The 14361-nt window shown below is 69.0% G+C and carries 4 protein-coding genes; 2 read left to right on the plus strand and 2 right to left on the minus strand.

What is annotated here, in order from left to right:
• Nucleotides 1-40: 40 nt before the first annotated feature.
• Nucleotides 41-10357, minus strand: coding sequence for a VCBS domain-containing protein (locus PM1_RS14300; protein WP_009622280.1), 10317 nt, complete (start codon nucleotides 10355-10357; stop codon nucleotides 41-43).
• A 639-nt stretch (nucleotides 10358-10996) separates the two neighbouring features.
• Here PM1_RS14300 and lapG point away from each other — a divergent pair.
• Both lapG and lapD read left to right on the plus strand, forming a co-directional pair.
• Nucleotides 10997-11698: a cysteine protease LapG gene (gene lapG / locus PM1_RS14305; RefSeq protein ID WP_009622279.1), complete on the plus strand. Its 702-nt coding sequence runs from the start codon at nucleotides 10997-10999 to the stop codon at nucleotides 11696-11698.
• A gap of 10 nt (nucleotides 11699-11708) precedes the next feature.
• Nucleotides 11709-13661 (plus strand): cyclic di-GMP receptor LapD, encoded by a 1953-nt coding sequence (lapD, locus tag PM1_RS14310; protein WP_009622278.1) that lies wholly within the window; start codon nucleotides 11709-11711, stop codon nucleotides 13659-13661.
• A gap of 349 nt (nucleotides 13662-14010) precedes the next feature.
• On the opposite strand, the gene PM1_RS14315 is transcribed toward lapD, so the two are convergent.
• Nucleotides 14011-14343, minus strand: a complete 333-nt coding sequence (locus PM1_RS14315) for a hypothetical protein (protein WP_009622277.1) — start codon at nucleotides 14341-14343, stop codon at nucleotides 14011-14013.
• Nucleotides 14344-14361: the final 18 nt, after the last annotated feature.

A 14361-nucleotide genomic window follows, 5' to 3' on the forward strand; every position in this document is an offset into this window, starting at 1 on the left:
ATTCCTTGTTCAATGCGTGTTTTTTTCTGTCGATCCCGATTCAATTCGCGCTCCCCCTGCGTTGCGCGGCTTCGCGCAGCTGTTGGCGGAAGCCGCGGGCGGTCTGCGCGGGCTTCTCGGCGGCCGGCACCAGGTCGCTGGCGCGCGGCGCCCAGAGCGAGGGCTCGCTGAGCAGGCCGTCGGCGCTGAGGTTGGCGCGGCCGTGGCGGCCGTCGATCCAGGCCCTTTCCCGTTCGCTGGCTTCGCGGCTCTCGGCCACCGCCTGGGCCACGTACTGACCGGGCACCAGGCCCAGGCCCGCGCCGATCGAGTCCGCCTCGACCTCGGGGGTGAGGAACAGGTCGGCGCGGTTGCCGTCTACGTGCCACATGGATTGCATGAGGCGCTGCTCGATGCTCTCGACTTCCGGCAGCACGAAGATCGCCGGCTCCAGGCCCAGGCCGGGGGCATTGCGCTGGCCGTCGCCGGGGCGCTGGCCGAAGTAGGGGCCGGCCGGCGGCTGGATGTAGGGCGAGGCGATCTCCAGGGTGATGGTCAGCTCGGCCTGGTCGGTGGCGCCGGCGAGGTCGGCGACGGTGTAGGTGAAGACGTCCTGCAGCACCCGGCCCAGGCCGGCGGCGGCGAGCACCTCGGGGTTGGTCTGGTCGATGCTGTAGGTGTAGCTGCCGTCGGCATTGAGGGTGAGGAAGCCGTAGCGCCCGGCCAGCACCTGGCCGACGCTGCCGGCCGCGCCGCTGGCGTTTTCCGCGCCGACGCGCACGCCGACCACGCTCAGGCGGTCGCCGCCGTCGACGTCGCTGTCGTTGGGCAGCACGTTGCCGCTGGCCTGGGGCGCGACCACCTGGTCGCTGGCGGTGTTGCTGTCGTTGCGCGCCACCGGGTTGTCGTCGGCGCCCTGGATGGTCACGGTCAGGCGCGCATCGGAGGTGGCGCCGGCGGTGTCGCGCATGCGGTAGGTGAAGACTTCGCGCAGGGTCTCGCCGGCGGTGCGCAGGGCCTGCACGACCGGGTCCGCGTTGTTCACCTCGTAGCGGTAGCTGCCGTCGGCGTTGAGCAGCAGCACACCGTAGCGCCCGGCAAGACGTTGCCCGGCCTGGGCCTGCTGGCCGTTCTCGCCGCTGAAGAAGATCACTTGCCTGGTCTCGCCGTATTGCACGCCGTCGACGTCGCTGTCGTTGTCCAGCACGTTGCCGGTCGGGTCCACCCCCGGGGTGGCGTTGTTCACTCCGCCGGCCTCCACGGCGATGGCGGCGTCGTCCTGGGCGATGGGGGTGTCGTTGCGGCCGTCGATGGTGATGGTCAGCACGCCGTTGCTGGTGGCGTCCCAGATGTCGGTGACCTGGTAGGTGAAGCGTTCCACCAGGGTCTGGCCGCTGACGCGCAGGGCCTGCACCGCTGCCAGGCTGTTGTCCAGGATGTAGCTCCAGCTGCCGTCGGCGTTGATCCGCAGGGCGCCGTACTGGCCGCGCAGGGTCTGCCCGGCCGCGGCGGCGTCGCCGGGCAGGGGGCGGTCGCCGCTCCAGAACGCGAGGATGGTCATCTGTTCCGGGAACAGGTCGATGGTGTCCGGGTCGTGGTCGTTGTCCAGCACGTTGCCGCCGGGGTCGCTGCCCGGCGTGGCGTTGTTCAGGCCGCCGGCCTCCACCGCGGTGCCCTGGTCGGGCGCGGTGATCGGCGGCTGGTCCTGGCCGCGGATGACGATGTTCAGGGTGGCGGTGTCGCTCAGCCCGCCGTCGTCGGTCACCTGGTAGGTGAACTGCTCGATGACGAAGCCCAGCGGGCCGAGGGCGATGATGACGTCGTTGCTGGAGTCGACCACGTACTGGTAGCTGCCGTCGGCGCCGATGGTCAGGGTGCCGTACTGGCCGACCAGCACCTGGCCGTTGGCCTGGGTGGTGCCGCCGGGCACGCCGGTCAGCGCCGGGTTGTCGCCTTCGGCGCCCAGGCCGATGCCCGTCAGCGTCTTGTGGTCGCCGGCGTCGACATCGGTGTCGTTGGGCAGCACGTTGCCGATCGGATTGCTGCCGCCATTGCCGTCGTCGTCGGTGGCCACGGCGAAGTCCAGGTCGTCGTGAGCCACCGGCGCGTCCCAGGCGCCCTGGATGGTGATGCGGATCTGCGCCTGGGAGGTGGCCCCGGCGGTGTCGTGCATCTGGTAGGTGAAGACTTCGCTGAGGCTTTCGCCGGCCTTCAGTGCCTGCACCGCGGCCAGGCCGTTGTTGACCGTGTAGACGTAGTTGCCGTTGGCGTCGATGCTCAGGCTGCCGTAGCTGCCGGCCACCGAGGTGTTGCCGGCGCCGACCTGGACGAAGCTCCCGCCGGCGGCCAGGGCGCCGGTCCGCAGGCCATCGACGGTCTTGCCGTCGCCGCCATCGACGTCGGTGTCGTTGAGCAGGGCGTTGCCGCTGGGGTCGGTGCCCGGGGTGCCGTTGTCGGTGCCGCCGGCCTCGACGGCGATGGGGGCGTCTTCGCTGGCGATGGGGGTGTCGTTGCGGCCGTGGATCACCACGCTGAAGGTGGCGGTGACGGTCTTGCCGTTACCGTCGCTGACGCTGTACTGGAATACCTCGGTCAGGCGCTCGGCGTCGGTGCGCAGTGCCTGAACGGCGGCATTGTTGTTGTCGATCACGTAGCTGTAGTTGCCCTGGGCGTCGAGCACCAGGCTGCCGTAGTTGCCCGCCAGGCTCTGGCCGACGGTGCCGTTGGCGCCGGTGGGGCTGACGATGGCGGTGATGCTCAGGGTATCGCCGTCCGGGTCGCTGTAGGACGCGGCGATGTTGCCGCTGGGGTCCAGGCCCGCGGTGGCGTTGTTCAGGCCGCCGGCCTCGATGGCATCGACAGTCACCGGGTTGATCTGTGGCGGGTCGTTGACCCCGGTGACGGTGATCACCAGTTGCGCCTGGTCGGTCAGCCCGCCGCTGTCATGGATCTGGTAGGTGACGATCACCTCCAGGCTTTCGCCGGCGCCCAGGGCGCGGATGTCCGGGTTGGCGCTGTTGACGAAGAAGCTGTAGCTGCCGTCGGCGCTCAGGCTGAGCTGGCCGAAGTTGCCGTTGATCAGGCTGCCGTTGGCCAGGCGTGCCACTTCGGTGGTCAGGCTCACCGAGCCGCTGGCCGGCACCGCGGTGAAGCTGCCGCCGGCGCTTTCCAGGCCGCTGCGCACGCCGTCGACCTTGAGCACGTCGGCGTTGGGCTGGTCGAGGTTGTCGACGTCGGTATCGGTGCCGACGCCGGCAGCGCCGGTGATCACGTTGCCGCTGGCGTTCACCGGCGCCGGGCTGCCGTCGCTGGCGCCGGCGCTGGCGCTGCCCTGGTCGTCGACCGCCAGCGGGGCGTCGTTGGCGCCCTGGATGGTGATGGTCAGGGTGGTGATGGCGCTCAGGCCGCCGGCGTCGGTGACCTGGTAGGTGAAGATTTCGGTGAGTGTCTGGCCGGGGGATAGCGCCTGCACCGCCGGGCTGTCGTTGTCGATCACGTAGCGGTAGCTGCCGTCGGCGTTGAGCGTCAGGCTGCCGAAAGCGGTCTGTATCACCGCCGGCTGGCCGCTGGCGACCGGAATCACGCGCCCGCCACCCGGGCCGTCGTAGCGGGCCAGGCTGACCGTCTTGGTCTCGCCCAGGGCCACCGAGTCGACGTCGGTATCGTTGCCCAGCACGTTGCCGGTGGCGTCCTGGCCGGCGGTACCGTTCAGGGTGCCGCCGGCCTCGATGGCGATACCGGTGTCGGGCGCGGCCACCGGCGTGTCGTTGGCGCCGTGGATGTTGATCTGCAGCACGGCGCTGCTGGTCAGGCCGCCGCTGTCGACCAGGTCGTAGTCGAAGAAGTCGCTGAGGCGGTCGTTGGCGGTGCGTAGCGCCTGCACCATCGGGTTGCTGTTGTCGACGATGTACTGGTAGCCGCCGTTGGCGCTGATCAGCAGGGTGCCGTAGCGCCCCTGGATGCTGATGACGCCGCTGGACGGCAGGTCCAGCCCGGCGGGGTTGGCGTTGCTGGCGATGTGGGTGACGCTGAGGAAGTCGTTGTTGGTCTGGATGTCGACGTCGGTGTCGTTGGCCAGCACGTTGCCGGTGGGGTTGGTGCCGGGGCTGGCGTTGTTGGAGCCGCCGGCCTCCACGGCGATGGCGATGTCGTTGTTGGCTTGAGGCGCGTCGTTCACCGGGTCGATGACGATGTTCACCGTGTCGGTGTCGCTCAGGGCATCGTCCAGGTTCTCGCCGGGGATGCCGTCGCCGTCCTTGTCGCCGAAGTTGCCCTGGTCGTTGGTGACCATGGTCAGGGTTTCGCTGTCGCGGAAGGTGTTGAAGTCCTGGTCGCCCTTGTAATAGAGCTGGCCGAGCAGGATGTTGAGCTGTTGCAGGGTGCCGCTCAGCACCAGGGTGCGCCCGGCGCCGGTGGGCGGCGTGGCATCGGCGGCGGGCGGCGTGGCCGACTGCCAGAGCACGCCGTGCTGCACGCTCAGGGTGATGGTCATGATGCCGTCGGCGTTGCCGGCGTTGACGTCCACGTCGCTGGTGACCAGGCCGACGATGTGCAGCACCGTGTCTTCCGTGCCGTGCTGGTCGGCGACGGTGTTGATCGGCGCCTCGTTGAGGTGCACGTAGCCCGAATCGGCGGTGCCGGTGGCGCCTTCGCCCAGGGCGAGGCTCACCGTGCCCAGCCCGGCGGCGCTGGTGCCGGTGTCGGTGTCGATGCGGATGTGGAAGCGGTTGTTGGCCGCCAATTGATAGTCCTGCGGCACGGCGATCAGGTAGTTGCCGGCGGGCAGGATGGCGAACTGGTAGATGCCGCCGTTGGCGGTGACGGTATTGAACACGCGGTCGTCGGCGGTGCCGAACTGGCCGTCGGCGCCGGCCCAGGTCAGCTGTACGGCCACGCCGTCCAGACCCGGGCCGTCCGGGGTGGCGCTACTGGTGGCGGACCGGCTGTCGTTCCATAGGGTGCCCTGAACCACGCCCATGCCCGCGCCCTCGCTGAGGACGTAGTTGTTCAGCCCGCTGGCGCCGTCCTGGCCGTTGCGTTCGCCATCGGTGCTGCCGCCGCTGCCGGGCAGGGAGCCGCCCCAGCCGGTGTTTTCGAAGTCCGTCGGCAGGCTGGTCCAGGTGAGCACCGCGGCGCTGCTGGCGTCGTCGGCGATCACGCCGTTGGGCAGGGTGACGCTGTAGATCACCTGCACCTGGTCGTTGGGGGCGAGCCGGGCGAAGTCCACCGAAATGGCGCTGCCGTCGCTGAAGGCGACGCCTTCCGGCAGGTTGGCCAGGTTCAGCGCCACGCCGTTGAGCAGGATGCCCTGCACCTGGTAGTTGCTGCCGTTGGGGAACTGGTCCTGCAGGTGGATGTTGTAGGCCGGCACGCTGCCGTTCTGGGTGAAGCTGACCGAGACGGTGGTATCTGTGGTGTTTCCGGCGCCGGGCTGGATGTCGATGACGTGCTTGTCCAGCCCGGCCAGGCTGGGCTCCACCACGGTTTCGAAGAGGGTGTCGCTCTTGCCGCGGTCGACCCCGCCGTCCAGGCCGACGTGTTCGTGGGCGCTCACGCCGAGCTGCTTGCCGGCCTGGTTGCCGCTGACATTGGTGACGCGCACGTTGAACTCGAGGACCACCCCTTCGAGGTCGCTGTCGTTGGCCTCGGTGTTGGTCAGGTTGCCCAGGTTGAAGGTCACCGTCTGGCTGCCGTCGGCGTTGGTGACGATGTCCAGGCGGCCGCCGCTGGCGTCGAACCGGCCGACGGGCACGGTGCCGCCGAGGCTGGCGCTGATCGGCTGGGCCACGTCGCTGGCCTCGTTGCCGTTCATCCATAGCTGGCCGTTGCTGGTCAGGGTGATGTCGCTGGACAGACCGTTGAGGTTGCTCGAGACCAGGGCGATGAGGATGTTGTTGAGGTCGGCGGGGATGAATTCCAGGCCGGCGGCCAGTTCGATGCGGACCTGGTAGTTGGGGTTGTCGCCGGTGGGCACCAGCACCGCCACGCGGTAGCGGATCACTTCGCCCACCGCCACCTGTTCGTCGAGGGCCGCGGTGTTGGTGCCGCCGGCATCGCTGGGCGGCGGGGTGTCCTGCATGCCGCCGACGCGGGAAATCTGGATGCCGTTGGCCACCGGGATCAGCAGCGGCGAGATGACCCGGTAGTCGTTCAGGGTGCCGCCCCCGAGCAGGCCGTCGTCGCCGCTGCGCTCGCCGTTGGCGGTGTCGGTGGCGCTACTGCTGCCGTCGAGGCTGGTCCAGCGCACTTCGGCGTTGTTCGGAATGGCCGCCTCGCCGGCGGCGCTGGCGTTGACCACGCCGCTCAGGCTGATGACGATGCTGCCGCCGTTGGCGATGTCGATATTGGCGCCGCCGGCGCTGACCAACTGGCCGTTGAGGATGACGAAGCCGGGCCCGCCATTGTTGGTCGCGCCACCGTTGTAGGTCACGTTGGTGATGGTCAGGCCGTCGATTTCCGTCGGCAGCAGGTCGAGCAGGCTGAGGTCGAAGGCATCGGTGCCGGAGTTGTTGGCGATGGTGATGTCGAAGCTGATGGTGTCGCCCTGGTCGTAGCCGCCAAGGCCGCCGCTGGAGGTGATCTGCTGGGTCACCGTGAGCGTCGGCTCGACGATGGCCACGCCGGGCTGCTGGGCGCTGGCCACGGTGCGGTCGAGGGCGGTGGCGCCGTTGGGGGCGTCGCCGTCCGGGTCGCTGTAGACCAGTTGCGCGCCGTTGTTCAGGCTGACCCCGGCCTGGTTGCCCGGCACGTTGCTGGCCACCAGCACCAGGCGGATGACGAAGGCATTGTTGCCGGTGTTGTTGTCGGCCGTGGCGCCGGCAGTGCTGAACACCAGGCGCATGTCGCCGCCGTCGCTGCCGTCGGCGCTGAAGCTGGAGACGCTCAGCGTGCCGTTGAAGTCCTGGCCCAGGGCGCCGCTGCCGGCCGCGGTGGTGATGATCTGGTAGCCGAGGTTGCCGTTGAAGCGCGGGTCCAGGCGCAGGCCCGGGGGGATCAGGTCGTCGATGCGCAGGTTGGCGGTGCCGCCTTCTGGCAGGGTGACGACGATGTCGTAGGTCATGCCCTCGCCGATCACCAGGTTGCTGCCGCTGGTGTGGCCGGCGCTGGAGTCGTCGTCGCTGAGGCTGCCGTCCTTGTAGTTCTTGACGAGGGTCGGCGCGGCCACCTGCTGGTTGGCGATTTCCGTCAGGTCGGTGGGGGTGAAGTCCTGGCCGCCCTCGACGCTGGCGTAGTTGGTCAGCGCGGCGCTGCTTTGCAGGGTGCGCGAGGCGAGGATGGCGTTGTCGACGGTGACGTCGTAGGTGATCACCACCAGGTTGGCGCCGGAGAGGTCGTTGGCCGTGCCGCTGCGCCCGGCCAGCAGGGTCGCCTGGCCATTGGCGTCGAGGAAGGTGATGGTGTTGCCGCTGATGCTGTAGTCGGTGCCGAGCGCCAGCAGCGTGCCGTCGCCACGGTAGACCTGCAGGTTGGCCGCGCCCAGGCTGCCGCCGACGAAGGCCAGCCCCGGCGGCAGGGTGATGCTGGTGCTGACGTCGTAGGCGGCGCCGCCACCGCTGTTCTCGATGGCGGTGGCCAGGCGCAGGGTGTCGCCGCCGTCGATGCCGCTGACGTCGCCGTTGATCGCCGCAAGGTCGGTGACGTTGCCGCTGAAGGGCTTGCCGCCGGTACCCGGCGCCGTCCAGTTGCCGCTGGTGCCGGTGACACTGCCGTTGCTGCTGGAAACCACGCCGTGCTTGATGTCCAGCACCGGCTCGGCGATCGAGGCGATCACCGCGACATCGGAGGAGACCAGCACGTCCTTGTCGATGGTGGTGGTCTGGCTGGATTGCGCCAGCACGTCCAGCGAGCGCTGGTCGGCGAAGGGCTGGTCGCCGACGACCATGGTGAAGTGCACCTGCACCGTGCCGCCGTCGAGGCCGCCGGAGATGAAGTCGCCGAAGTCGAAGACGATCGAGTTGCCCGGGCCGGTGGTGACGCTGTCCGGCACGTCGAGAATGGTGTTGTCCGGCCCGAAGGACCACTGGCCCACGCCGCTGCCGACGCTCCAGGCGATGCCGGTGGCGTCCAGCAGCGGCAGCGGCAGGTAGGCGACGAGCTTGAAGTTCTCGTAGTCGGCCACCAGCAGGTCGTAGCTGATGGTGAAGGTGACCACGTCGCCGGGGCGCAGCTCGCCGTCGGCCGGCGGCGTGCCGCCATTCACCGTGGTCAGTTCGATGTCGACGCTGGAGCTCTGGATGGTGCTGGTGGTGCTGGAACCATCGGTCTGTTCGCTACCGAGGTTGACGGCGTCGCGTATCACGGTGGCGTTGACCGTGGCGCTGTTGCCGATGCTGTCGCCCTCGTTGAGCTGGTCGTGGGGCGGGTGGTCGGTGGTGTAGGTGGTGTCCACCGTGGCGTCGTAGGTGATGAAGGCGTGAACGGCGCCGTCCTGCACGTCGTCCCGGGCCAGGTCGCCGAACAGGGCGCCCAGGCCGGCGCCGCCCACCGCGTTGAGAATCGACTGGGCGATGTCGAAGACCAGGGTGGTGCTGCCGTCGGCGTTCTGCGTGGCGGTGTAGACCAGGGCGATGGTCTGGCTGTTGGCGCCCTGGCGGATGACCAGGGTCGGTGGGTTGGCCGTATCGAAGGTCTGGCCGTCGCCGAGCTGGTCGGTGATGGTGAAGCGGCCCTGCTGGAGGATGTTCTCGCCGAAGCCGAAGAAGTCGGAGATGGCGATGTCCATGGTGTAGCGCAGGGTGTCGCCGGGGGTCAGTCCGGGGGTGCCGACGTCGCTCTGCAGGTTCACCTGCTTGAGCAGGGTGATGGACTTGGCGACGAAGGTGATGCCCTGGCCATCGCCGGTGATGGTGAAGGGGTAGCCATCCGGGTCGGTGGGCCGGTCGCGCGGGTCGAGCGGGTTCCAGTTGCCGCTCGCGGTGGCGGTGCCGAAGGTGATGGTCACCGGGTTGCCGGTGCTCGGGTCGATCACCGGGCTGCCGTTGGCGTCGATTTCCGGTACGTAGAAGCTGACCTGGGTGGTGCTGGGGCCGCTCAGGGTGTCGTAGTGGATGCTGTAGCTGCTGATGAAGACGCTCGGGTTGGCCAGGGCCACGGCGATCAGCGCCGGGTTGGTCAGCACGGTGCCGTCGTGCAGGGTCACCGAGGTCAGGGTACCGCCGGCGCCGGGGGTGATGGCGCTGACGTGGACCTGGGCGGGCACCGTCTGGGTGATGGTGACGTCGGTCAGCGTCTGGCCGTCGGCCGGGGTCACGGTGACGCTCTCGGTACGGGTGTAGTTCGGGCCGGTGACGGTCTCGCCCTCGGGCATGTCCAGCGTCTGCGTCACGCTGAGCAGAGTCGGGGTGACCACGAAGGCATGCAGCGAGCCTTCCACCCGGCTGGGGTCGAGGGTGGGGTTGTTCAGCGAATCGTTGCCGTACTCGAAACCGCCGCGGGCGTTGATGGTCAGGTTGGGGGCGCCGTCGGAGAGGCTGGTGTCGGCCAGGTCGCTCAGGTGCGCGGTGACCTGCACGTCGATGCTCGGCTGGCCGTTGGTGACGCTGGCGTAGGGCAGCTGCAGTACCACCATCTGATCGCCCGGCTTCATGCCGACGCTGGCGGCGTTGATCACCAGGGCGTTGCCGTTGGCGTCCTTGGCCAGCGGGTGGGTGGCATTGCCGTTGGCGTCGAAGGTGACGACGAAGGACTTCACCGTCTGGCCCAGGTAGGTGGCGCTGACGAAGCTCAGGCCGTCGTCGCCGTCGCGCCCGGTGGCCGGCAGGAACAGGTCGATGTAGGGGGCGAAGCCGACCTGGGCCGAGGGGTTGCTGAAGCTGACGGTGAAGGTGACGTCGTCGCCCAGGCGCACCGCGGCCCCGCTGCCGATGCTGGTGGTGGGGTCGGCGTCGGCCAGCAGGCCCTGGAAATGGTCGAGGGTGCTGGCGGACAGGGCGATGCTCTTGTCGAGGTCGCCGTGGCGCACCTCCAGGTTCCAGTCGCCGCCGGCGGCGCTGGCGCCCGTGGCGTTGCTGGAGGCGCCGACGTCGGCGCCGGTCCATTGCGCCAGGCGGTCGACCAGGGCCTGGCCGGCGCTGCCGGCGCCCACGGCGCAACCGTAGAGCTGGATGTCGGCGCCGGCATCGAGTTCGCCGCGCCAGCTGTTCAGGGTGCTGCCGAACTGGTCGAGGTTGGCCGCGGTGAAGGTCTGATTGCCCAGGGTGAACTGGCCGGAGGCGCCGTGGGAGAAGATCTGGATCGAGTCGACCTTGCCCAGCTGCGCCAGCGCCGCGCTGATCGCCGCCAGGGCGTCCTGGCCGGCATCCACCAGCAGGGTGGTGACGTTGGCCGCGAGGTTGGCGGTCAGTTGCTCGCGGTTCTCCACGCGGCTGTCCAGCACCACCAGGGTGCGTGGCTGGCCCGGGGCCTTGGCCGCGGCGGCGTCCGGGGTGCTGGGGGGGGTGGCTGGCGTCGCTCTGGTCGGCGTGGTCGCTGGCGTGGTGCTGCTGGTCGGCCGCGGAAGCGGCGGCGCCGTCGAAGAGAATCCTGGGTTCCAGGGCCAGGGCCTGGCTACGGGGCCGGAACGCAGCGATAGGACGGCTTGGTTTCGACATGTCCATACGAATTCCCACATCAGAAATCAGCGATCGAAAAACAACGCCCGGACTTCTAACGCGAGCTTTTCCCTGGCCATTAGCCTAGTCAGGAATCGTGGATTTGCTCAGTTTTGTTACATCAATTTCTTAAGGAAGTTTCTGAGGTATATGCACTTGATGAATGAAGCCGCAGGTAAGTATTTCATGACCTGATGGTCATGATTCGCCAAGCGCTCTGGATCGCTTCTTCCACTGCACAACTGCGCCTCGGGAAACCGCCGTGGCCCGGATGTATTCCTTTTGTGACACGCGGCTGCGGGCAGGCGGGGGAGCCTGCAGCACTGTTCCGATGATTTCATATTGCCATTGCCTTTTCCCGCGCCAGCCCGCACCATGCGGCGCCGGCCCCCGTGGGGCGCCGGATGGTCCGCTAGCAGGAAGTGACGATGTTGTCGAACGGGCGAATGGGTGGCCCGCGGCGGAGGTTGCCGTGGCTGGCCACCGTGGTCGTGACCGCTACCTTTGCATGGTTCCCCGGGTGGCTGGAGGCGGACTGGGATTTCACCCTGATCGCCCGCCGCGCCGAGGCGCTGTATGGCCCGCTGGGGGCAGGGCGCGCACGCATCGAGGCCTGGCAGCGGGTGCTGGCCGACGAGGCGGGCGCCGACGAGCAGGAGCAGCTGCGGGCGGTCAACGATTTCTTCAATCGCCAGCTGCGTTTCACCGACGACCTCGGCCTGTGGCACCAGGTGGACTACTGGGCCACGCCGGTGGAGGCCCTGCTCAAGGGGGCCGGCGATTGCGAGGACTTCGCCATCGCCAAGTACGTCAGCCTGCGCCACCTCGGGGTGCCGGCGCAGAAGCTGCGCATCACCTACGTCAAGGCGCTGCGCCTGAACCAGGCGCACATGGTGCTGACCTACTACCCGCGGCCCGAAGCGGTGCCGCTGGTGCTGGACAACCTGATCGGCAGCATCCTGCCGGCCTCGCAGCGCGACGACCTGCAGCCGGTGTACGCCTTCAACGGCGAGGGGCTGTGGCTGGCCGACGGCGGTGGAGGCAAGCAGGTGGGCGACAGCAAGCGGCTGTCGCGCTGGCAGGACCTGTTGCGGAAAATGGAGGCCGAGGGGTTCCCCTCGCGCGAGTAGCGGAGTCGAGATGTCCCTGTTCAAACAACTCCTGATCGCCATCTGCCTGTTCCTGGTGGTGGCCTTCGGCGGCAGCTTCATGGTCGGCCTGGAAAGCTCCCGCGAGCAGTACGTCAACCAGTTGCGCTCCCACGCCCAGGACGCCGCGACGGCGCTGGGCCTGTCGCTCACCCCGCACATCGACGACCCGGCGATGGTCGAGCTGATGGTCAGCTCGATCTTCGACAGCGGCTATTTCGAGCGCATCCGCGTAGTCGACCTGGCCACCGGCAAGGTGCTGGTGGAGCGCCAGGGCGTGCCGGACGCGGTGGCCTCGGGCGCGCCGCAATGGTTCGTCTCGCTGATCGGCCTGCCGTCCGCCGGCGGCGACGCCGTGGTCAGCCGCGGCTGGACCCAGGCGGCGCGGGTGGAGGTGGTGAGCCACCCGATGTTCGCCATCGCCAGGCTCTGGCAGAGCGCCCTGGGCAGCCTCGGCTGGCTGCTGCTGTGCGGGGTGGTCAGCGCGCTGCTCGGCGCCTGGCTGCTGCGCCGCCAGCTGCGCCCGCTGGACTACATGGTGGCGCAATCCCACGCTATCGCCCGCCGCGAATTCCTCAGCCTGCCGGAGCTGCCGCGCACCCCGGAACTGCGCCGCGTGGTGCAGGCGATGAACCAGATGGTGGAGAAGCTCAAGGCGCTGTTCCAGGAACAGGCCGAACGCAGCGAGCGGCTGCGCGACGAGGCCTACCAGGACAGCCTGACCGGCCTGGGCAACCGGCGCTTCTTCGACCTGCAACTGCAGGCGCGGCTGAGCGCCGAGGACCAGGTCAGCAGCGGCTACCTGCTGTTGCTGCGGGTGCTCGACCTCGCCGGCCTCAACCTGCGCCTGGGCGCCCAGCACACCGACGCCTTGCTCAAGGCGGTGGCCGAGCAACTGCAGCGCGCCAGCCAGGGCCTGGGCGCCGGGCGCACCCTGGCGCGCACCCGCGGCGGCGAGTTCGCCCTGCTGGCCCCCGGGCTGCTGGAGGAAGACGCCGAGCAACTGGCCACGCGCCTGGAAGGCATGCTCGCCAGCCTGGCCAGCACCGGCGCCAGCGACCAGCCGCGGGTGGCGGCCTTCGGCCTGGTGCCGTTCCACCCCGGCGAGGCGCCGGCCAGCCTGATGCTGCGCGCCGACCAGGCACTGGCCCAGGCCGAACGCCAGCAGCACAGTGCCTGGGCACGGCTGGACAGCGAGTCGGCGCCGGTGGCCGACGCGCGCCATAGCTGGCACCAACTGCTGGAGCGGGCGTTGCGCGAGAAGCGCTTCGAGCTGTACTTCCAGCCGGTGGTGGCCTGCGAGGACACCGAGCTGGTGCTGCACCACAAGGTGCTCTCGCGCCTGCCGGACGGGCAGGGCGGCAGCCTCGCGGCGGGCCGCTTCCTGCCCTGGCTGGAGCGCTTCGGCTGGTCGGCGCAGCTGGACCTGCTGATGCTCGACCTGACCCTGGCGCACCTGGCCGGCCACGACCAGGTGCTGGCGCTGAACCTCTCGGGCGCGCTGCTGCGCGACGAACGCGCCCTGGCCCGCGCCTTCGAGCGCCTGCGCCAGCACCCGCAGTACGGCGGCCGCCTGGTGCTGGAGCTGGAAGAAGACCAGTTGCCCGACCAGGCGGCGCTGGAGGCACTCACCCGCCGCCTGCGCGAGCTGGGCTACGGCCTGGCGCTGCAGCACTTCGGCGGGCGCTTCAGCATGATCGGCAACCTGGCGCGCCTGGGCCTGGCCTACCTGAAGATCGACGGCAGCCACATCCGCGCCATCGACACGGAGAACGACAAGCGCCTGTTCATCGAGGCCATGCAGCACGCGGCGCACAGCATCGACCTGCCGCTGATCGCCGAACGCGTCGAGACCGAAGCGGAATTCCGCGTGCTGCGCGGGATGGGCATCGAGGGGGCGCAGGGGCAATTGTTCGGCGCGCCGCGGCCGTGGGGGCGGGGTTAGCGACGGCTGTTCCGTCCCCCCGTTGGAGCGGACTCTGTCCGCGATTCGCGCGCAGGGCGCGCTCCTACGCCCGCGCTTCCTGGAGCCGTAGGAGCAACTGTCTTGTGCCGAGGTGCTCTTCGTAGGATGGGTTGAGCTTGCGAAACCCATGCGGTTGCGGTGGGTGATGGGTATCGCTTCGCTCAACGCCATCCTACGAAAAGCCGTGCTTCCTGGAACCTACGCAGAAATATCCGCACGCATCGGAACGTTTCTTCAGAAGACCGAGCGAAATCCGCTCAGGAGACCAGGCGACATGAAGGTCACTGGGTCATTCCCCTTCGGGCCGGCGCAAGCGCTGTTCGCGATGTCAGATCAACCCCCCATCCTCCTCCTCGTCGATCAACCGATGCAGGCCTCCCAGCGCCTCACGCGCCTGGGTACGGCTGAGCAGCTTGGAGCGCGCCGCCTCGGGCAGGTCGGTAATACGGATCACGCCCTTGGCCATCAGCACCGAGATCAGGTCCTCCAGCACCCGGATCATCTCCAGGTCGCTGCGTTGCAACTGGCGCAGGCTGTATTCGGCCTCGCGCCAGGCGTGCACTTCCTCGTCGTCGTCGGCCAGGCTGCCGCTCATGCCGGCGAAGGCGGCGCTTTCGACGCGTATCAGCCGGCCTTCGGCGTCACGCTGGATGTAAGGCATCGCCTCGTCTCCATCAGG

The organism is Pseudomonas sp. M1 (assembly GCF_022760135.1).
GTDB lineage: Bacteria > Pseudomonadota > Gammaproteobacteria > Pseudomonadales > Pseudomonadaceae > Pseudomonas > Pseudomonas citronellolis.